Source organism: Okeania sp. SIO2C9 (genome assembly GCF_010672455.1).
In the GTDB taxonomy this organism is placed as follows: domain Bacteria; phylum Cyanobacteriota; class Cyanobacteriia; order Cyanobacteriales; family Microcoleaceae; genus Okeania.
On the sequence record NZ_JAAHGO010000015.1, the window covers coordinates 99680 to 121898 of the forward strand.

General features: G+C 38.1%; 15 protein-coding genes and 3 pseudogenes. 9 read left to right on the plus strand and 9 right to left on the minus strand.

Annotated features, from left to right (window positions below):
• Nucleotides 1–1190: 1190 nt before the first annotated feature.
• The 4 genes and pseudogenes from ruvX to F6K23_RS14790 all read right to left on the minus strand — a co-directional run bounded on the left by ruvX (nt 1191) and on the right by F6K23_RS14790 (nt 6145).
• Nucleotides 1191–1679 (minus strand): Holliday junction resolvase RuvX, encoded by a 489-nt coding sequence (ruvX, locus tag F6K23_RS14775; RefSeq protein ID WP_293156608.1) that lies wholly within the window; start codon nt 1677–1679, stop codon nt 1191–1193.
• Nucleotides 1680–1985: 306 nt separating this feature from the next.
• The gene (locus F6K23_RS14780) at nt 1986–3284 is read right to left on the minus strand and encodes a GNAT family N-acetyltransferase (RefSeq protein WP_293156611.1); all 1299 of its coding nucleotides are present in this window, start codon (nt 3282–3284) and stop codon (nt 1986–1988) included.
• A gap of 297 nt (nt 3285–3581) precedes the next feature.
• Nucleotides 3582–4568: pseudogene (locus F6K23_RS14785) on the minus strand (RRXRR domain-containing protein); the annotation flags it as partial.
• Nucleotides 4569–4975: 407 nt separating this feature from the next.
• Nucleotides 4976–6145, minus strand: coding sequence for a F420-0:Gamma-glutamyl ligase (locus F6K23_RS14790; protein WP_293156767.1), 1170 nt, complete (start codon nt 6143–6145; stop codon nt 4976–4978).
• Nucleotides 6146–7239: 1094 nt separating this feature from the next.
• Here F6K23_RS14790 and cruF point away from each other — a divergent pair.
• Together cruF and cruG are read left to right on the plus strand one after the other, a co-directional pair.
• Nucleotides 7240–8178, plus strand: a complete 939-nt coding sequence (cruF, locus tag F6K23_RS14795; RefSeq protein WP_293156614.1) for a gamma-carotene 1'-hydroxylase CruF — start codon at nt 7240–7242, stop codon at nt 8176–8178.
• 723 nt (nt 8179–8901) lie between these two features.
• Nucleotides 8902–10074: a 2'-O-glycosyltransferase CruG gene (gene cruG / locus F6K23_RS14800; RefSeq protein WP_293156617.1), complete on the plus strand. Its 1173-nt coding sequence runs from the start codon at nt 8902–8904 to the stop codon at nt 10072–10074.
• 237 nt (nt 10075–10311) lie between these two features.
• Here the strand turns inward: cruG and F6K23_RS14805 are convergent, their stop codons facing one another.
• The gene (locus tag F6K23_RS14805) at nt 10312–10758 is read right to left on the minus strand and encodes a hypothetical protein (RefSeq protein WP_293156620.1); all 447 of its coding nucleotides are present in this window, start codon (nt 10756–10758) and stop codon (nt 10312–10314) included.
• A gap of 216 nt (nt 10759–10974) precedes the next feature.
• A complete protein-coding gene (locus F6K23_RS14810; protein WP_293156623.1) occupies nt 10975–11943 on the minus strand; it encodes a hypothetical protein in 969 nt (322 codons plus the stop codon).
• 68 nt (nt 11944–12011) lie between these two features.
• Here F6K23_RS14810 and F6K23_RS14815 point away from each other — a divergent pair, with 68 nt between their 5' ends.
• Nucleotides 12012–13352, plus strand: a complete 1341-nt coding sequence (locus F6K23_RS14815) for a dynamin family protein (RefSeq protein WP_293156769.1) — start codon at nt 12012–12014, stop codon at nt 13350–13352.
• Nucleotides 13353–14105: 753 nt separating this feature from the next.
• Here the strand turns inward: F6K23_RS14815 and F6K23_RS14820 are convergent.
• The 3 genes and pseudogenes from F6K23_RS14820 to F6K23_RS14830 all read right to left on the minus strand — a co-directional run bounded on the left by F6K23_RS14820 (nt 14106) and on the right by F6K23_RS14830 (nt 18535).
• The gene (locus tag F6K23_RS14820) at nt 14106–16313 is read right to left on the minus strand and encodes an NHLP bacteriocin export ABC transporter permease/ATPase subunit (RefSeq protein ID WP_293156625.1); all 2208 of its coding nucleotides are present in this window, start codon (nt 16311–16313) and stop codon (nt 14106–14108) included.
• Between the two features lie 180 nt (nt 16314–16493).
• Nucleotides 16494–17582, minus strand: a pseudogene (locus F6K23_RS14825) (RNA-guided endonuclease InsQ/TnpB family protein).
• Between the two features lie 113 nt (nt 17583–17695).
• Complete coding sequence (locus F6K23_RS14830) at nt 17696–18535, minus strand: hypothetical protein (protein ID WP_293156627.1); 840 nt, start codon at nt 18533–18535, stop codon at nt 17696–17698.
• A 415-nt stretch (nt 18536–18950) separates the two neighbouring features.
• Here F6K23_RS14830 and F6K23_RS14835 point away from each other — a divergent pair, with 415 nt between their 5' ends.
• The 6 genes and pseudogenes from F6K23_RS14835 to F6K23_RS14860 all read left to right on the plus strand — a co-directional run bounded on the left by F6K23_RS14835 (nt 18951) and on the right by F6K23_RS14860 (nt 22029).
• On the plus strand, nt 18951–19352 hold the full coding sequence (locus F6K23_RS14835; protein WP_293156630.1) for a hypothetical protein: 402 nt from the start codon (nt 18951–18953) through the stop codon (nt 19350–19352).
• Between the two features lie 560 nt (nt 19353–19912).
• Nucleotides 19913–20824, plus strand: a complete 912-nt coding sequence (locus F6K23_RS14840; RefSeq protein WP_293156633.1) for a MauE/DoxX family redox-associated membrane protein — start codon at nt 19913–19915, stop codon at nt 20822–20824.
• Nucleotides 20825–20885: 61 nt separating this feature from the next.
• Nucleotides 20886–20978, plus strand: a complete 93-nt coding sequence (locus tag F6K23_RS14845) for a helix-turn-helix domain-containing protein (protein WP_293156636.1) — start codon at nt 20886–20888, stop codon at nt 20976–20978.
• 107 nt (nt 20979–21085) lie between these two features.
• Complete coding sequence (locus F6K23_RS14850; protein ID WP_293156639.1) at nt 21086–21370, plus strand: hypothetical protein; 285 nt, start codon at nt 21086–21088, stop codon at nt 21368–21370.
• Between the two features lie 232 nt (nt 21371–21602).
• Nucleotides 21603–21752 (plus strand): annotated as a pseudogene (locus F6K23_RS14855) (transposase); the annotation flags it as partial.
• A 40-nt stretch (nt 21753–21792) separates the two neighbouring features.
• Entirely contained in the window at nt 21793–22029 is a 237-nt protein-coding gene (locus tag F6K23_RS14860) for a transposase (RefSeq protein ID WP_293156642.1), read from the plus strand.
• Nucleotides 22030–22219 lie beyond the last annotated feature (190 nt).

Here is a 22219-nt window from a genome sequence, read left to right on the forward strand (position 1 = left end):
GCGCAGCATGACCTAGGATGGGATGGCGAGGTCTCCTCGCCATATCCAATCGACCAAGAGAAAAAAAAATTTTCATCTCTTTGTCAATCCTCTTCTTTTCAAGGATAGGTAATTATTAATTATTCATTATTAATTATTCATTATTGAACATATACCTCCATACAATTAACTATAGGTAGTATGTATTTCAATACTTAACAATTTTTCGATCATATTCTAAGATATCGTAGAGCCTTTTCTAGAAAATTAACAATTAACTATCATTTCTCAGAATTATACTTGATTGATACTTAATAACATTAAAATTTCACTAATCTGATGATAACTCTGTTTTTATATTTAGTATTGATTGACTATTTGAAAAATATTTAAATTTCAAGTCATCTTAGAAAAAACAGAAATAGTGAGTTAAATTAGTCTATGTAAGTTCAAGAATATTATTAGCTTCTCTAATTTTTAAAGTGTCGTGCAATTGAGATTTATTTGACCCTTTGCTGGCATTTTTTTTAATTCTTCAGTTCTGCTCAGTAGACATAATTGCGATCTATCGTACTAGTTTTTATCTAGTCAAATATGACAGAAATTGTCGAAAAACCTGGATGTGAAATATAGCATTTCTCAGTTGATATCAAATCCGTTTTATTGAACATAAAAAAATTATCCAATGGTCATAACTACGCTCATCTTTGTAATTCTCTCTCCTCCTGACTCCTGACTCCTCCTAACTTAACCATTCTATAACTGTTTAACCAGATTTGATATTATTCTCCAAAATTGAATAAAAAGGATAATTGGTTGGTGGTCTTAAAGACATAGATACAGAAGATTCCATAAGGAGTGAGCTATACCTATAGCAGGCAAGATGCCCCCGCTACAAACATTTAATTGTTAATATTTGTACTTCATATACTTGGAATATGCCGTCATTTCAGTTATCAGTTATCAGTTATCAGTTATCAGTACCTCTGCAATAAGGAGGCTTGAAATCTGAAATATTCTCTTTTTTTATCCCCTTAAAAGGGGAGGCGCATACCCAGAATTTTTCGGTAAAACAAAGACTGAAAGAATTAAAAATAGTCAGATAATGTGTAGATTTCGCATTCATAAATAGTCTTAATATACTTGCATAATACTATATTTATAGATATTATTAATTTTTTTCTATACATCAATTTAAATTTATTTCTATTCTATGTAATAGGTTTTTCTATATCTATCTCTATTGAATTATTTACTTGTGAACTAATATTTTGTTTTCTACGTTCATCCAGCCATTGCTGTAAAATCAAAGCTGCCGCTTTTCTATCAATTAAATGTTTATTCTGAGAAGGAGAAATATTTGCAGCTTTCAACATCTCCTCAGCTTGAACTGAAGTCAAACGTTCATCAATATATTCTATAGGTAGAGCCAGAGCTTGTGACAATCTTTGAGCATATTTTTGTATTTGTTTAGCTTGAAAACCGATAGAACCATTCATAGAGTATGGTAAACCTACGATTAGAACTTGTACTTGACGTTCTTGGACAAGAACTTTTAACTTAGCTATATCTTCTTGAAAAGAGGTACGTTTAATAGTAGTAATACCAGTAGCAATTAAACCAGTACCATCACATCCTGCGACCCCTATACGTTTTCTCCCTACATCTAAGCCAAGAGCTGAAATTCGAGATTGAGACATTGAACATTCAACTCCTTAATCTACAATTATACTTTTTAGACTTGCGACAAATCTCTCTTTCCTTTTCGTGGTCAATTGGAGATGTTCAACAATTAATAAACAATCAATAAATAACAAATATAACAATTACCTATTCTCTTCTAAAAAAAGTAGGTTTGAGTATAATTTAGGGAGGATTTAAACTTCTGTTTCCCCCCAAGCTTCACCAGCAGTGTTTACAAGTTTACAAAGATTGCTGTCATCTAACTCCTGATTAAACCTACCACCTAAAACCTTCTTCAATTAGACACAAGTAATTATTAATATTTAGATTTTTCCATTATCATCTTCCTCTCCACTTTCTGAATTTGGAGATATAGAAGATGAAGATTCTGATGCAGAATTTACTTGTTCATTTGTAGCTTCCCAATAATAATAATTATTATTAGTCTTGAGCTGAGAGTTACTACTTTTACCATGGGTATTTTGCATCATTTTCAACAAAGAACTACGGCTAGGAACTGGTTTACGAACTGGTTGTAGACCTTGAAGAACTTCCGAAAACTGGAGGTCAGAAATAACAGACTTAGACTCTCGAAGTTTATGCCAAACAGAACGAGACATAAACAAAGAATGTTCAATTTGTTGAGCTTTTATCTTTTCTAAATATGCTTCACGTTCAGGTTGATAATCAACAGAAGCAAGTTGTAGAGCTTGATGAGGAAAATCTTGAGCCAGCGTTGCCATTTGAGATAATAACTCTGGATACAACCAAGTATAAGCTGGATGTACAGTTAATTGAGCTATATGTGGTTGTGTACCATCACGACATAATTGTACTTGAAAGTAGCCGATCGCTGCCTTACGTTGAGGTTCAAACACATACCCACTAACCAATTCAGTATGATTTAGCCATTGCCTTACTCCCTCTATTAAACTACTAACAAAGCCAGTTTTAAAATCTGGGATATGGCGGTCGAATACTTGCCGTACCAGAGGAGGCATAGATACTGTGTCCAATTGATAGAGCAACTGAGCATCAGCATTACTAATAGGTAGTAAGTTTGGTAAATTTGGCTGAGAAAGGGCTAACTCTTGTAATTGTTGAGGAGTAATTGTCCAGTAAGTAATTTGGGCTAATGGCTGAAAACCATTTTGCCGATAAAGGGCCATAGTTTCTTTATCATTAACATTAACTTCCAATAACCATGTCCGTGCTTCCCAAATTTTCTCAAAGCAGTATCGTAATAGTTGAGAACCTATTCCTCTGTTTGTCCCTGTTTCTTCCGTAACTATCCCTTCTACCCGCCAACTGCTGCGAGTGCGGTTGCTAGGAGATACCTGGACTGCTCCTTTAATTTGTCCATCTACTTCTGCAACATAGGAAGTTAGCAAATATTTGCAGGGATTAGGGAAAAGGCTCAATAATTTTATAGGCCAGTACCAACGACTAATTTGTGGTAATTTCTGACTAAGGTTAATAGGAGAGAGGTTAAAGGTAACATCTCGGTGTTTGTGTTGTACTTCTGGAGTTTCCTTACTTATGTTCTTGATCGCTTCTAGGTCGCGGTACTCTAGGGGACGGATGACCACCTGACTTTGGTTCTGGCCCTTAAAAGGTTTCATAATTTTTTCTTCTAGATTTTTATGTACTGATATCAAATATCAAATAAAGTTTTGATTCTGGTGGAGCTGGAAATTTGGCTCAATCCATTTTTGGTCATCCAGATAATTTTGAATGACTAAAATGGACGTTAGTTTATAGTTATTTCAGATTAGCTATATAAGCATTAGTAATACTTTATATCTTGCTAATTCCAGTAATCTTCACTTTTTTAGCCTTCATTTCCATCAAGTAAACAATTCGGGATGCTTGGAATCCCTGTCGCTTGAGCGCAGCGACTCGTGCGACTTTAGCCACCGTTACGCTACACATAGCTTGTTCGACCTCCCAATGAGCCGCACCTTACTCGGTGCGTATTGCCCTAACCGTTTCCAGTTGTGGTCATACACACTGATATTTTTGGACTTGGCTGTCTGGGTATAACCACCTACCCAGCCCATCAAAGTTTCACCAGACTTGGTAGCCATGACTCGATCGCCACAGCGCACATCAAATGGGGTAATGGTTCCACCCTTGCGCTTGCGCTTTCCTCCCTTGTCAGCCTTGTCAAAGTGCAATGCTCTACGAAAGTATTCAGGTCTGGTGATTGTCCTGAATGGTGCAGAGGTAATGGTGACAGACCCAATCCATGTATGCAAGTCGTAGCCAATCTTGGGTACCAGTCCAAACCTAATGAACTCTGTAGCAGCTAAGGCCATGCCATCTACTGGATGAGACTCTGGTGTTTGAGCCTTCTTGTCCTTGATTTTTGTTAGTCCCAAATGCTTGCGGATTTGACTGGTACCATTGCCATTTTTCTGCCAACCTAAGACGGTCTTGACTGGTGCAATAGACAGCAATTGCTTCATCGCCCAGAAATGGGCGACCATCACAGGAGAAAACCCTTTGCCAGAACGCGCCCCCCTCCTACCACTAGTTAAATCCACATCGGCTTTGATGACCTCATAAACCATGCTGGATATTGGATAGATTTTGGATAGCTCAGTCACTATTCTGAACTCCATCTCCCTAGCAGCTCGAATTGATGGAGCTATCTTGCCATCACGCCTACGGTTGTCAAACCGCTTCTGGCGGTGGGCACGTTGCTCGAAAAGGATTTTCCGATTAATCCGCTGGCCACGCCTCACTCGACGATGAAGGGCACGACCAGGAGCATTTTTGATAACTTTGCCGTTCTTGATCGTGGCTGCACCTATGCGCTCTTTTACCCGCTGAAACGGCAGAACCAGATGAGCTAGATAGAGGGTGGCTTTGGCCGACTGTATAGCAACCCCTGTGTAGGACTTGCCTGGGTCTACCCCTACTGCTACCTTTTGAACGTTGCGACCTGATGGCTCAACGACTAAGCAGACCTAGTAAATGCCAGCATCATTCCAGTGCCCTGTTATTTCGCTCTTACCCAACGACGTGCCCGTGATGCTTTGGTGGGCATCGCTGGCGTACCGTCTGGGTTTTGTACCGGAACTCTAGTCATTTTGGAGATAATCCTAAATTAGTTGTATGTCCCTATGACCCCCTAATACGTTGTGTCTCACAGTTACGCGATGCTTCTACCAAAAGAAGCCCACAGGTAATCCAGACTAGGGAAATATCTGGAGGTGTGCGTATTAGGCTTAGTCTAATCACCTTTTAGTTGGGTATTGGGCTACCCAAGCTCCGTCGCGAAGAGCGCGGAGAAGGTGACCTTCTTGTCTTATGATGATGGCCTGATCAAAACTACTGGGGTTTGTTCATCTGCATTTCCTGCGGGATTACTTCTTAAAGCTTCCTCTAGTAAAGAGGTAGATACATTAGAGGTTGCTGCTAATATTTTAACTGCTTTCAAATCGTTAACATCTACGATCGCTGCACCCAGACCAGTTGCTTTTTGGATTTGTTCTACTAATTTTTGAGGATTTTCTGGGCCTAAAACTATAAATTGGTCATAAGGAGGTAAAGTTCCGGTAACATCATCTATTAGTCTGGCTTGTTCTCCTGCAAATTGATAGAACATACCGGGCTTTCCTAATAATTTGGCTATGGCACCTCCCAAAAAGGCCATCAATACTTTGGCTGGTCCAACAATATCTACAAGAGTTTGCATCCCACAAGCTGTTGCTAGACTAGAAGTGGGCAGAAAGAAGTAACATATACGTTTGGCTACCCATCCAGGTTTAACGTCAGTGGGGTGACGAAAACGACCTTGTATTAGGGCTAGGGGTGTTTCACCGATGGTCACTATGTCCCCTGGTTGAGCATGGGGAACGACGTAACGTTTGACAATTTCTATCGGATCGTCTAACTCTGTTAATAAATGAGTGCGAATGGGAAATACTGCTGCATTTTGTGCTTCTCGCTGATTTGGAATAGCTTTAGGATCGGGAAATTTGAGAGGCACTACAATATGGCGAGTTTTGGGAATGCGACCTTGAGGCCCATAGGTAATATAATTAACTTTAATCCAAGCTGACTTTAGTTGGTCTAAATTTTCCCCATGAATATCAATTGATATCTTCAGTTTTGTCTTTTTTCCTACTTTAACAATATAAGCAAACCAATAGTTATCGGGTCTAGCAGGGGCGTCTTCATGGAAAGGAATAATTTGAGTTTGATAATTTACTTTTTCTAAACTTGCACCAGACAGTAGTTTTACTTCTGCTTGTATTTCTGGCACCATAATTTCTAAGCTTTTGGTACGGTTGCATAATTCCATTTCACCCACTAATAAGTAATTTTCTGGTTCTGCAACTGCTAAATGCCATTCTCCAGAGGTTAGTTCTAAAGCATTTCCTGGACGACTACGATATTGTAATTCTAGTGCTAAATAGCCTAAACCTAGAAGTACAGTTAAGACGATAATTCCTGTTGTGAAAATTTCTATAATCACTTAATCTCCTATTAATATTTATTTGAACTAAGTTTGCTTAATATAATTTTCTTAATCTTATTTGAAAATTCAGCTTATTTTACCGAAAAAATTGGTCCAAAGCCTCGCCTATGAGAGAGCGCCTTCGTATCAGACTTTTAGCTATTGGGTAGTTCCTGCAATTTGTAAATAGGGTTTGCTGATTAAATATCGCCCTTATTGACTAATATTGGTTTGAGTAATTTTATGTCTGGAGGGGGTGCGAGGTTTTAGGTGGTAATGGTTCAAAAATTCAGGATTTTGGTCAAGAGTTGGGCAGAACATGGGACAAAACGCCCGCTCCTACCTCCTTCAAATTCCCTGTTCCTCCTGTCCCCCTCCTGGGAGCAGGGCTGTTTCAAAGTATCGTAAGTTAACGATTTAGGGAGAAAAAGAGATTAGGGGATAGTGGAACATTAAAATTTACCAAAATTTGCCGATTTTGAGCGCCAATAAGCATATTTAAGCTCTGAGAAAATATTTGGTTCAACGCCACTTAAAAGCTTCCATCCCCGTGTCTCCGTGTCTCCGTGTCCCCGTGTCTATTGAGAATGAAACAGCCCTCCCCTCCACGGTCGGGGTTAGGGGTGGGTTGTCTCCTGTCTCCTGTCTCCTACCTTCACCCATAAGACTTTTTCAGCAAACCCTAAATATATAGCACTACGCAAATAGGTTAGGATGTTTATAAATGCTCAAACTTAGTGAGGGATTACTTTTGACTTCTGACTTCTGAGTTTTGCATAGCGCTATACCACCACGAACTGCTATCTATTGACATTTTTTCTTAAATATGATATAAGCACATAGCTAAATTTAAGAATCTGCGTCTCTGAGGGAGCGCAGAGTGTCAAAAAGTAAAACAAAAGATATAAGTGATTCTCGTTCTTTTTCTTGTAAAGATTTGTAAACTAATAGATAGTGTTTTGCCAGATTGGTTTCTAGAAAAAATTAGTCCCACTCAGAAAAAATACTTCTAACTCTATGTTGCTGATGCACAGAATATATTTGGAGTATTTTCGCAAGAACACAAAACTAGAAATTTACTGATTTTTGAACTCAGAAATAGGACTTTTATGAAGCAACTTATGATTGCCGAACGCTATCTATTACTTGTACATATCTTGTCAACAGTTTTTGGACTAGCAGGTCTGTTAATAGTTCTACCTAATCCTGATATTATTATCAGCTTGCCTCCAGTAGGACAGACTGCTTTCCAATTGAGTATGACAGGTGGAGGAGCAACTTATATTATCTTTGGAGCATTAGCAGTTGCCTTGTATAGCATGAGGAATTTAGGAATAGGTACAACTCTGGCTTTTATGCTGCCTTCTGTGTTTCTATCTTTGAGTAGCGAACTATTGGGCACTAGCACAGGTTTTCCTTTTGGAGATTATGCTTACCTGAGTGGCTTAGGATACAAAATCGCAGGTTTAGTACCTTTTACAATTCCCTTATCTTGGTTTTATATGGGATTAGTTTGCTATTTACTAGCTCGTTGTGGTTTACAAGTCAAGAGTTCTAGTTCTTGGTTACGTCATGTAGGAGCGATCGCTACAGGGGCAGTACTTCTAACAGCTTGGGACTTAGTCCTTGACCCAGCCATGAGTCAGGCACCATTTCCGTTTTGGACATTTCAAGAGGAAGGCTCTTTCTTTGGTATGCCTTACCGCAACTTACTAGGATGGGTAGGTACAGGTGCAATATATATGTCTGTAGCTGCTTGGTTTTGGCGCAAGAAAACAATTTCATTGTCCCGCCAAGAGTTAAATCTGCCACTCATTACCTATTTAGTTAACTTTGCTTTTGGAGCAATAATTACTGTAGTTGCACTAGATAGCAGATTCTTATTACCTACTTGTTTGAGTGTGCTGTTAGGGGTAATTCCAGCGATCGCCCTGTGGTGGATATCTCCAGCTAATCAATTGAATGAGGTGGAGATGTCCCTCGATAATGCGATGAGTGATGATGAGGTAAAAGTACCTGCGACGCAGGTAAAAATGGCTATTAAATAACATAAGCATTCAGCCGTCAGCTATCAGCTATCAGCTATTGCTTTTAGTTTTAGATAAAAGCTTTACTAATTGAGTCAGAATTTATACTTACGCCTAAAAGCTGGCTGTAAAGTCTATATTCGTTAAAACCCCCTTGAGAGCTGAGAGCTGACAGCTAATAGCTGTTTGCGCAGCATTCCACAGGAAATGCTTACAAAATAACTCAAAAGTTATATCAGTTTTAAGTTTGAGAGAGTTTCGACTTATTTAATAATTTGCGTAACTTAGAGATATAATACGCTAGTTATCACAGGCAAGTAGTAACGAGGGTGAAATTTGTATATTCTGCACTAATCGCGGCTGAAACATTTCTGGCAGTCTATCTATATAGACATAGACCTCAGAAGAAATCCCGCTCCCTACGCTAAAACGACGCAATCAGGGTTTGAGGACTTTTTTCTGATGTTGATTGACAAAGATTTAAATGTAGTTATAGAGTTTAGATATGCGGTTGGGCAAGACCCGTCAATGTCTGTGGATGAGTAACCGCCGACGGCCTCACAAGAAGCAGGTAGGGACGTTGCATGCAACGTCCGTACACATCAATTTGTCACGTTATGTGACGCTTTGTATCAGTTTTATGAAGCAGAACACCAGGGGCAAAGGTATTTGAAAAAATAAATTCTTGGCTTTGTTTGAGAGATAATATAAAGTCTGAAATACTGCCCAATAGAATTCCAAATTATGCCTGAAGCCTTTTTTTTTGTCATTCTACTGTTGCAACTACCAGCAACAGCTATCTTACTATCGCGTCTCATTAAAGGTCCTACTCGCCAACCGCCATTAAAACCTGATTCGCCCACACCAGAATTAGTAGGTAAAGTAACTGTTGTCATACCAACTCTTAATGAGGCCACTCGCATTACTCCCTGTTTGCTTGGGTTGAGTCGGCAAAGTTACGAAGTGCGGGAATTTATTGTCGTTGATAGTAACTCGGTAGATGATACCCAATATATAGTCAAAACTAAGGCAGAAACAGACCCAAGGTTTCGCTTAATTACGGATGACCCTTTGCCCTCTGGATGGGTAGGTCGTCCGTGGGCTTTGCATACAGGCTTTTTGAAAAGTTCTCCAGAGAGTGAATGGTTCCTCGGGGTAGATGCAGATATTCAACCAAACCCAGGGTTGGTGGCTAGTTTGGTCAAAAAGGCAGAGGCTGAAAACTATGACCTGATTTCGTTGTCGCCACAGTTTATTCTGAAATATCCAGGAGAACTGTGGCTACAACCTGCTTTGCTCATCACATTGGTCTATAGATTTGGACCTACGGGCACGGGGGCACAAACACCAGAACGAGTTATGGCCAATGGTCAGTGTTTTCTGTGTCGGCGCTCGGTGTTGTCAGAGGTGGGGGGTTATAGCAGTGCTAAGGGTTCTTTTTGTGATGATGTAACTCTGGCTAGAAATATTGCTGCCCAAGGTTTTAAGGTGGGGTTTTTGGATGGGGCGGAGGTTTTGCAGGTCAGGATGTATGAGGGTATGGCAGAAACTTGGCAGGAGTGGGGGCGATCGCTTGACCTGAAGGATGCTTCCCCTACTGCTCAAATTTGGAGTGACCTTTGGTTATTGTCAGCTACCCAGGGTTTGCCTTTGTTGATAGTTTTGAGTTATTTATTGTTTAGTTTGCCTGTTGATGTTTCTTTGTCTTCCAGGTTTTTGTTATTTGGATTAAATTTATTTTTACTATTAATTAGATTTGCTTTGTTATTAGCGATCGCTCCTTCTTATGACTTGAGTAAAGCTAAAGCTGGTTGGTTATTTTGGTTATCTCCTTTAGCAGATCCTTTGGCAGTTCTGCGGATATTTTTATCTGCTATGAAAACTCCCACAAAATGGAGAGGTAGAGTTTATGGTTAATATCATGTCCGGTTGAACAGCTATTGATAGTGTCGGTCCAGTAGGGTGTGTTAGCGGTAGCGTAACGCACAAAACCCTATACCTATTGTTAGTGCGTAAGTTCTGCAATTGTTAAAGAGGGCGAATACCATTCGCCCCTACAATCTGGGTTTAGTTCCTTGCGATCGCCAGATTTATGATGAGAGGTACAGTAGAAAGTTCTTAAAAATAGCGATCGCATATTGCTAGTCACTACAGTTATGGTTTAATCCAACCTTGAAAAGCTGCTACTAAAATATTAGCAATTGGATTATCGAGAGCTTCTTTGAATGCTTGTATTCCTGATGATTTTAATGCTCCTATTACTCGCTGTTTTAATCTGGGATTATTTTCTACAATTTCAACAGCTTGAGCAACAACTGCCATTTGTTCTGCTGTAGTTTCTGTAGGGTTTGATTGTTCTAATTGTTGGAGAAGTTGTTGAATTTCTGCTGCTGTTTCAGTTAAATTCTTTGGTTGAGCTTCGTTAATATTTCTAATTAGTGTATCAGCGTTGATTATTCCGTTGTTCAAACTTACAGCTACATTAGTGTTATTAGTGTTTTGATTCTCACCTTCTCTTTTATCAACACCTGTAACAAAACCGCCTTGTTGTTCTATTTTGCCGCCGTATATAGTGGTATTTTTTGAATTATTGTTTTCCATAGTGCTTGTCTTTAGATGTGTACTATTTGATTTTTCAGTTATATTGTGTTCAGTTGAACAACCATAATCAATTTCTATGTTTCTAACCTGTAGGGAAGTTTCACATAACCTCTCAACATTGTGGGGAATTTAGCGGACAAAATACTATCCTGGAGAGTTCAATGTCAACATTGAAAACTATACCCATTGTCGTTGGAGGATTCTGGATATCATTCTCTACATATGTGGTTTCCAAACTCTTATAATTTGTTCTTTGTGTACGAAATTGTTTTTAAACATCTCAATTTCTTTAGGAAATGTCAAGTTAGGTATCTTGGTTTCTATAGAGTTGAATTTTTCTAATTGTTGAAAGAATTCCGGCATTTCTGGTGTCGTTTCAGCTAAAGTTTTTTCTGGAGCTTCGTAAATATTTTCAGTTAGTGTATCCGTGTTGATTTTTCCGTTGTTATAACCTACACCTATGTTAGTGTTTTGATGCTCAATTTCTCCTAAACTAATACCTATACCAAAACTGCCTTGTTGTTCTATTTGATCGCCGTGTATGATAGTGCTTCCCTCTATATTAAATGTAGTACCTAATACATGATTGTGTGTAACGTTTGATTCTCCATTAATCGCAGAGATTCCCCATGACACAAAAGTTGAAAGTCCAACACTACACCCTATTGTTGCTATAGAAGTCTGAGTACTATTTTGAGTTCCATTTTGAGATAGATTACTATTTCCGCTATTGTCATCGTCTGTATCGCTGTCTTCTGAACTAGAATTATTTTGAAGTTGCGGTTGGTTTATATAGGGATTTTGGAAGGAACCTAAACTATATTGATTGGAATATTCCCAACTGTGTGCATAGTTTACCTGTGTACTATTGATAGAGTCAGGGGAAAAGTTGTCTGAATGGTTATCCAGCGCATAATTCAAATCTTGTGTTTCGGTTTCTTGCTGATTGCTAGTAGGGAGGTAGTAACTGTTGTCTTCTCCATAATAAGGAGAGTTATAGTTATCAAGTTTTCTTGTTTGATAATCATTCCACTCATTTGCAAAGGAGTACGGTGACTGATTTTCATAAATATTCTCCGTAGTAGGTATGCCATACTCTGGGCGATCGGGATATCCTGAACTCGGCGAAGATAAATGATCGTTAGCCGCAGGAACAGTTGCGCTATCAAATCTTTTCTTGGGCACACATATATGGGTGATCGGTTATTATTACCTTAAGATCTGGTCAAGTAATCAAAAGTAACGACACAGAAATACTCAAAGAATTTGCTGTTTTGAATCGTAAAGGAAAACGTAGAGAAGATGTAATTTCTGTAGAAGTTTTCTATCCTCATAAATTGCTCAAAAATGGGGTAGAACTTTTTGACTTACCCGGAACAAACGATCGCGAAGAACAAGATACTTTAGTCCGCGATAAATTATTACAGGTAGATTTAGTTATTCAAATACTTAATGCTAGACAACCTTTTACACAAGGAGAAAAAGAAACACTTCATAATTGGTTATTTAATAGAGGTATTAAAACGATTATTTTTGTTCTCAATCGGATGAATGAATTAGAAAGTAAAGATGATAAAAATGAAGTTTATAATGATGTTTATTCAACCACCAAAACTTTTGAATCTGATTTACCTCCAGGGTTTAAAAAACTCTACCGTGTTGATGCACTTCCTGCTATTAAAGCACAACAAGAAAGAAACATTTGGAAAATTATTACAAGTGGTATCATAACTTTTGAATCAACCTTATTTACTATAATTTCTGTTCAAAAAGAAAAAACTAATCAAACTAGATTACTTAGAGTGACTGCTATAGCATCTCAAGTCAAGTCGGTTTTACAAAAAAAAGCGAATAATTTAACTAAGGAAATTAAAGATGCTGAATATATCAGAAATGCTGTCATTGAAAAAGGAAAACAACGAGAAGAATATCTGAGAAAAGAATTCAAAAGAAGAGTAAAAACTTATCGAAATTGGTTATCCTTAGATACCCTTGTAGCAAGTTATCAAACAAACGCAGCACAAGCTTTAGAAACAGGGTCATTTAATAACTGGCAAAATAGCAAATTTCAATCAACTATTGTTAATTATATTCAATCAATTGAAAATTGGGTAAATCAATCCTGTGATGAGTTCCAGAAAAGCAGACCTAATAGGATTAAAATATCATTTCCTAGTTGTCCTCATGTCTCTTTACCTAAGCGTCAAGAGAGAGACTTTGGTCAGTGGTTTGGCGATATTTTTAACGGTGGAGCAAATCGAAGAAAATTGGATAAAGAATATGAAAGAAAAAAATGGCAAGCCTATAAAACTGCTGCTTATAACTATTTATCTAAATTTCGTACAGATACTCTCGCATCTCTCAATAAATATGAAAAAACTGTTGAATCATTAATAGTTTTTACCATTCCACCAGAATCATCCACAGTTATCCAAAAACGTTATTATTTAAACGATTTAAATTCTTCACTCAATGTAATTCAAGATATAGAATCCTTAAAAATAGAAACTAATATTTATAGATTAAACTGGTTAAAACGTTTTAAATTTTTTCTATTGTTTTGTAAAAATTGTCTCTTTCTTTTATTGCAATAAAGCTGAATTATATAGAATCCAGTTGAATAATCGTCATTGCGACGAGAGGAAGCAATCTCAGAAGTTTAGAAGATTGCTTCCTTCCACTCCGTTACAGTCGCAATGACTTGAATATAGTAATTATTATGTTTCCTTAATTAGGCGATCTAATCTAAAAGCATTGACATATAAATACAAGTGCCTTTTTGTGGTCAAAAAAAGTTCCTGGTATCACGTCTAAAACGCTCAAAAAATTAATATTTTAGGCAAGAGTTGAGCAGAAAAATTAAGAGACAATTCTTACCGAAGAATTAATAATTAGGGTTTGCGCTCAAAAGTCTTATGGGTGAGGGTAGGAGTCAGGAGTCAGGAGTCAGGAGTCAGGAGAGATGGGAATTATAGAGGAGGTAGGAGGAATAATAGTAAGAGTGATTTTTCTGCGCAACTATGCGCCTAAAATGCTAATTTTTTGAACCTAAGCAACCTAAAAGCTGGGATTTTTTTTAACTAAAAAATGCTAAAATCTTTATATCTCAATGCTTTTAGATTTAATCAGCAAGCCCTAATTAAATAATTAAATAATTCGCGCCTTGAAGCCTCCCCTTTCAAGGGGAAAAAAATAAATTTTTTCCTTTTATTCAATCCTCTTCCTTTTAGGAAAAGGTAATTATCAATTATCAATTATCAATTATCAATTATTGAATCCTGCCTCCTCGCTCCCAAGCCATTTCTCCTGTCTCCTGTCTCCTGTCTCCTGTCTCCTACAAACCCTAATTACATCTGTCGCGCCATCAAATTAGCAAACAACCCATCTTGACTAGCCAATTCTGCAAAACTACCATGCTGTACTATTTTTCCAGCTTGCAAAACATAAATTCGATTAGCATTACGAATCGTACTCAACCTATGAGCAATAACTATCCGAGTTACCCCCAACTGCTCTAAACTCTCAGTTACTATAGCTTGAGTGCGATTATCTAAAGCACTTGTCGCCTCATCAAAAATCAAAATTCTGGGCTTCAAAACCAACGCTCGCGCAATTAATAACCGTTGGCGTTGACCACCAGATAAGTTTCCTCCTCCCTCAGACACAATAGTATTCATTTCCATTGGCATTTCTTCGATATCATCTGCAAAACCTGCCATTTCAGCTGCTTCCCAAGCGTCATCCAACGTTATTAACGCCCCACAAGCAATATTCTCAAAAATAGAAGCACTATTGAGTCGTACATTCTGCAACACCACCCCTAACTGTCGTCGCACTCTTGATACATCCAAGGTTGATAAGTCGCGTCCATCATAATAAATAGTTCCTGCTTCTGGTGTTTCAAATCCTAATAGTAACCGTACAATAGTTGATTTTCCACTGCCAGAAGGTCCGACAAGAGCAATGAATTCTTCTGCTTCTGCTTCAATGGTAATATCATCAACAACAAGTGGACTGTCTGAGCGATATCTAAAACTAAGACGATCTAGTTTTATCCTACCGGAAAGTTGCCCTGGGTCAGATTTGTTGATGTCTACTTCCGGTGTTGCTGCTAAAATAGGTTGAGCGCGTTCCCATAATATTGTGATTTCTATAATATTGACGATGGTTTTGCTTAAGTTTGTCGCTCCACTAATAAATGTACCGAATGCAGTGTTAAAAGCTAGAAATTTTCCTATGGATAAACCTGTTTCCTGTGTTTGAATTAAATAAACAGTTAATGTAAACAGTAAAATAGAGCTTACAGTTGGTAGAGCTGTGTTGAAGGCAGTAACTAAGTCTTCAATAAGTTGGTTACCCAGCATTAGTCTTGCTTGTTGGCTGTATTTTTTTGCCCAATAAGCAAAAGCACGTTCTTCGGCACCAGCAACTCGCAGTTTTGAGACTCCACCAATGAGTTGCACTGTCAAACCGAATATTTCTCCTGATATTTCTTGAGAGGAGCGTAACTTGCTACGGGCGATCGCTCCCGACCAAAAAGTAACAATACTGGTGAGACCAGCGATGGCAAAAGCGATGAGAGCAAGGGGAAAACTATAGATGAATAGTAATATTAAATTCAGTAGGGAGAAAAAGCTGGTGAATATTGTTGTGAGGATAGTGCTAGTGAGTCGATCGCGAATTTGACTGATGGCAGAAACGCGGTTTTCTAAGTCTCCTGTGGAATATTCGCGAAAAAAGGCTGGTGTAAGTTTAAGGAGTCGGTCCCATATTGCTGCTTGAATGGTGGAGCTAGATATGGTTTTTAATCTGAGAGTAATAAAACCGCGAGTCAATTGAAATATTGTTACTCCAAAACTGGCAGCTAATAAACCTAAACCTATTTCTATTAATAATTTTTCGTTGGCATCGGGAATAGCGTTATCAATGATGATGGCTGTAGCTACTGGTGTCAACATTCCTAATAAGGTAGCTATGACTCCAGTGGTGGCAACTGTTAGCAAATCTTTAAATCGACCTTTAAAAGCTAATTTGAAGATGTCGAATGCTAAAATCTCTCTATGGGGAAAAGGGCGGTAAAAGGTGTAAGCTATTGATGCTAATTCTTGAGCTGTATCTTGGTTGAGTGGAATGCGGGTCAATTCTATGGGGTCAAAAATTTCATAGTTTGCTGTTTTTAGTAGGGCAACTGGTCGATTTTTGGCTTCGTTATATGCTAACAGAGGTCCACAGTCTTGTTGCCACCATTTGTTTGTGAGAGTGACGCGACGAGTACGAATGTGGGAAGCACTAGCGATCGCTTCTATGGGGTCTTCCCATCCTTCTTCTATTGCTTCGGTTTCTATTTTTGGTGTATAATTAACAGTTATGCCTAATGCTTTGGCGACTATACCGAAAGCAATTAATAGAGGTGTACCTGTTTGGGGTATTTGACTAAATTCTGGTTGCAGCACTGATGCTAATTCTATTAGTGCTTCTTGTGTCTTTTGTCGGTTTAGGTCTTGATTCATAGTATTGTAGGGAATAATAGTAGGGAATAGGGTAGACGAAGTCAAATTTTAGTCTTCCTATTTGATAATCTTGGATGAATGTTTCCATAGTCGTTATAATGTTTTTGAGCTTTTGCTTCCTTTTGCCGACGCCGATCTGCTGCTCTATAAAACTGATACAAAGCGTCACATGAAGTGACAACCTGATGTTTACTTCCTGCTTCCACTGAGGCCGTTGGCGGTTACTCATCCACAGGCATTCACGGTCGAACCGACCGCATCTCTCAAATTAATACTGGCGTTTAAATCTCTGTCTATTGACAAGCCACATTCAGGGCAGTCATAAGTCCTTACATTTAAGGGCATATCTTGAACATGACCACAGTTAGAACAAGTCTTTGATGATGGAAAAAATCTGTCAACTATAGCTAGTTCAGAGCCATACCACTGAGTTTTATATTCTAACTGCCTACGGAATTCATAAAACCACTATCTGCTAACTGATTTAGCTAGTTTATGGTTGGCTAACATACCAGACACATTGTCATACTTAAATCACAACAGTGCCGTGGTTTTTGGCGCTTATTGTTGTCAATTTATCAAGTGCGTCTTTACGGATGTTAGCTACTCGTCTATGTTGTTTGGCTACCTTGACTACAGCTTTGTACCAATTGTTTGAATGCTTAACTTTCTTGCTCAGTTTTCGTTGTAAATTAGCTAGTTTGTTTTGCGCTCTTTTGTAAGGCTTAACACTCTGGAATACTTCACCTGTACTTAGTGTTGCTAGCGTCTTAATTCCTAAGTCTACACCTACTACTTCTGTCGTTTTTTCAGTGGCAGTGGGAGTAAATTCAGAACTTAAGCTTATATACCAATCTCCTCCTTGCCTACTGATAGTTATTTTTTGAGTAGTTGCTTCACTCTTGTTCATAAGTTTTCACCATACCAAGAAAAGGTAATTTATGATTCCATCCGTTTAATTCTATTGGTTTTCCACTGGTTTTCTATTGTGAATGAATCAGACCTACCTTTTTTCTTAAATCTTGGATATTTACCCAACCCTTTAAAGAATCTTTTAAATGCTTCACCCAAGTTAATAAAAGCATATTGATAAACTTTAGATGATAAGTTTTTCATCCAAGGATAAAGTGGTTTAGTATGGTTAGTAAAAACTTCTCTGAGTTTACGAGTATTAGGCTTGTAACCGTCTTTGTAAGCAGCATTCCACAGACTTAAACCCCAGTTGTAGCACCACCGTGAATAGCCAGCGTGTTGAGCGCATAGCGTTTTCTGTTTATTATTAAGTTTCAGTTTTGTTCTAATGGATTTCATCATCTGGGTGAGTAGAGCCTGTGTAAAAGTATGCTCTTTGACGTATTATATCGTTATTCTCTGATTAAGTCAATGCTCTCCCAGCTTCGTGTTTAAATTCATCAGGAACGTTATTTTTAATGCGGGATGGGGTCATCAGGTAGTCTGACGAACTGACTAGGTCGCGTTATCTCTTGGCAACTCGGATGCCCCAACTCTCTATTATCAGTTTGTACTGCTGATGTTGCTCTGGAGTCATTATCTGTGTTATACTCGCTTTCTCCTTGATATTCAGTGGGAGCCTCGGCCTGTGGAGTTGATTTTTCTTCTTGAGGCTCCGATTCTTCTTCTTTCGATAGTTTCTCTAAATACTCCTGGACCGAAATTCCTTCTCGATCGGCTTTTTTCTTAAATGCCTCCCAGACTTCAAATGGTAATTTTACCTGTTTAGTTTTTTTGTGGGCATCTGGGTCTAGTACTGACTCAATAAAGTGTGCAGTCATTGGTTTTTTCTCTGTAGCTGCGATGTCTATACATTTTTGCCAATCCGCTATAATATTTCCATCAGATTCTCCCTTACAAGAGTTGGTAAGCAATGCTGAAGCTTGGGCTACGCAGTTAGGCAACTTCTCAAATCCTTCACAGAGTAAGTGCCAACCTGTCATAGCTGCTTTCATTAGCTGTTTGCACTGCCAAGCCTTTTTTCCCACCTCTTTCAAACAGTAATCTTGAAAACTTTTGTATCCTAAGTCACGATAAAGTTTATAAATTTGGAATGCTCTCAGAATCATGCCCTCTTGAATATAAGCATGACGTGCTAATTTAGCATCAAAATTCAATACTTCAACAGCCTCTTTGCCTTCCCTCCATACTTCGTTCCCAAACAACTGCCAAAAGGTCTTGAGGCAATCATTCGCCCATGGCGGTAAGGGCAATTCGTCTTGGTCGGGTGGGTATACAAAATTATGGTCAGTCATGATGCTAGGGTTGAAGCTTTTGTCCTTTGGGTAAACAAGTAATTCAAGGCGATCGCTAAAAGTTCAATCAACAATCGCCGTTCAAAATCAGATACGATCGCTTTTTACGGTATAACTCACAAGTCCTTTTTGAGGCCGTTTATAAGCTCTGCTCAAATGGAGAACTTTTGGTCATGCTTATGTCAGCCAACTTTGAATTAAGCGGGCAAATCAGCTTAATCCATGGTGGTTTTTGGAATTAATCACAGGTTTAGCCAGTAAACCTAATAATTTGACGCTTCAAACAATCCTGTTCCGTTAGGCACTGCCCTCTTGAATATTTATAGTAAATATCCTATAAGAATAATTTGCTTTTGTCAATATCCTTTGAGGATATTTGATAATTTAAACAGTAAAATCCTATAAGAATGTAGATATGAGTAAAGAAAAGGATGGGACACAAAGCAAATCACGCAGCTCACGGGGAAGTGAAGGCTACGGCAGGATTCAGTCTAACTCCAACGAGCATACAAGCGGTCAAGAAGCTAGCGAAGAACGAACAGATAAGTCAATCGGAGGTAGTGGAGAGACTGATTCGAGAGAACCTAGTATTGAGTCAATCAGGCAAACCTTCTTTGAATTCACTGGGAAAATCCTTAGAGGTCTTCTTGACAAATCTCAGAATGATAAGCGAGTCTGGGAAGATCGATTACAAGAGGCCAAAGACTGTATAGAGTGGTATCAAGATTTACTGGGAAAATGTGAAAAAGAGATATCTATAGCTGATGCTCAAATCTCAGAAGTTGAGGTGATGCTCACTCAGTTGGAACAAGAATAAACCAGTCAGGAATGCCGATCGCTACCTCAGCGGTCGGTATTTTATCGTCAACCCACACCAATATATATTTAGTATGTAGGGTCTGCTGAAAAAATTGGTTGGTGGGGGTAGGACACGGGGACGCAGGGACGGGGAGAAGGGGGTGAACAGGCAAGGGTTTCGGCCATTTTATCTGAAGAAATTTTCTGCTGAAATTCAAGAAAATTTCAGTAAATTGATGTAAATAAGAGCCAATAAGTAGAGATAAACTGAATATAAAAAGCTTCTAAGTCTTAGCGTTCCTGACTTTTAGCTTTATTCAGCAAGCCCTATGTAGAAGACTATGGACTCAACAGAAACCTTAGCCCAAATAACAATAGGCCAACTCAACTTGTGGCATCCCGGCATCATTGAGATACTAAAAATTTCCAATAGCTGGACTTGAGAGACTAATTTTTATGGGCTCATAAACATGAAACCTGATTTTTGGGCAGTCCACTCCGCTCTAGTTAATGGCCAATACCTTCCCCTACTTTAATTTTAGTAAACCATCAACCTTGGTAGCAGAAAAAATCTAGAATATGATGTTATTTACCTTAGCTTCTACAACCTCAATCATAGTTGGCAGTATTTTCTTATTGACTGGTATTGCCAAAATTATAGAACCTTGGAAATTTATCCAACATATTGCCAAACTAGATTTGATAAATCCTCAATTAATTATACCGACTTCCCTGGCATTTACTGCTATTGAATCAGCTTTAGGATTTGCTTTAATCTTAAGAGTTTTACCAACCGTAATTATGCCTGTAAGTATTTTATTATTACTTAGTTTATCAGTGCTTACTTACTGGAGTACATCAACTGGTAAAACTGAAGATTGTGGTTGTTATAACGGTTGGTTAGAAATTACTCCTACCCAAAGTTTAATTCTCAATGCTATTTATATTTTTCTGTTAATATTTGCTGAATTTTTTGGTCAATATCAACCTACTGTTTTGTGGCAATGGCTGATAGTATTAATGACTTTTATAATTAGCTATGCTTTAGCTGCTGGCTCCCTAGAATATATGCAAGAAAATGGTCGTCCGTATCTTGATTTTACTCCATTACAAGAAAACAGAAAATGGCAACTAGAATGGCTGGGAGAAGATTCAGAATCTCTAATGTCTGGGTCTGTAATTGTGGTATTTATGAGTCCTGAATGTTCTCAATGTAAACATTGGTTAGGTGTGTTGAAGTTAGTGCAATGGCAAGATGATTTACCAGCAATAGTTGGATTAATTGATACTGAAAATATTCAAGAAGGTCAAGATTTTGTAGATAGTTATTTTTTGAATTTTCCCGTTGTTGCAGTAGATAAAAGGTTTTATAAAAAATTGAAGATAGAGGTAGTACCGACAGCGGTTGTTTTGCAAGATGGAGTTATTCAAGAAAAATGGATCGGGTTAATGCCCATGTGGTTTATTAATAAAATTAATCAGGGGGGCTAGTAACTGTTGTCTATAATCTGGTATTATCTATAATAATCTCTGATTATCTATATTTCATTTTATGCTATTAGGATTCAAAACTGAGTTATGCCCAAATAATCAGCAAAAAACATTGCTGGCTAAACACGCTGGTGTAGCCCCTGACTGCTTATAATTGGGGACTATGGTTGACTAGGAACATCCTTAATTCCCTATTCCAATAATCCTTCAGGTAAACTTAAATTTCCTACTGCAATTGACCTGCATAAACTTTTAGTAGCAATGGTTAAACCTAATAATTATTGGTATTATGAAGTGTCAAAAACAGCACCTCAATATGCTTTGAGATATTTATCATCAGCCTGGAAACGCTGCTTTACCAAAATGTCTGGTCAACCTAAATTCAAGAAAAAAGGTAGGGATGATAGTTTTCCTGCGGAATGCTACGCAAACACTCTAGATGGTTCAATATCAGTAGGTTTTGATCGCATAAAACTACCGAGAATTGGATGGATTAAAACTTATGAAATCTTGCCAGATAATGTCACTCCTAAATCTGTAACTTAAGCCAGGAAAGCTGATAGATGGTTTGTCAGTTTCAAAGTAGAAAGAGAATATGAAATTACTGAGAAATCAGTAGATATAGTTGGTGTTGATTTAGGTATAAAATCCCTAGCTACGTTATCTACTGGTGAAGTTTTTGTTGGTGCTAAATCTTACAAAAAGTTAGAGTCTAAACTATCACGACTGCAATACCGCTCGCAGGCATAAGACTAAGTTTTCCAATAACTGGAAAAAAGCACAGCTAAAAATAGCGAGACTACACAGTAAAATAGCTAACATCAGGAAAGATACATTACATAAACTAACCACCTATTTGGCTAAAAACCACAGTCAAATAGTAATAGAAGACTTAAATGTATCAGGCATGATGTCAAATCACAAGTAGGGGCGATTCGCGAATCGCCCCTACAAAGGCTGTTGGGTCCATGGGTTTTTATGAGTTTCGTAGACAGTTAGAGTACAAGTGTGAGTTATACAGTTCTGAGTTAATCGTTGTTGATAGATGGTTTCCTAGCTCTAAGACTTGCAGTAGGTGTCGTGAGGTGAAACAGTCTCTGTCTTTATCGGAGCGTGTATTCAATTGTGAGCATTGCGGTTTCAGTTGCGATTGCTCCGCAACGCTAGCGCGTTTCGCGTCAGCGTTGCAAAGCAAACGACCGTGACAGCCTGTGGACTGGATAACGCCGACGTTGCCAGATAGAAACAGGAATAGAACAGACTATCTAGAGATAATCATAGATTTATATAGATAATTGTAGGTTTCTAAGAACCGAGAATAGTTATAATTGAGTTTAGTAATTTATAGCAGATTGAAGGTAAATGAGATACAAATATGAATGGTAAAGTGAATGC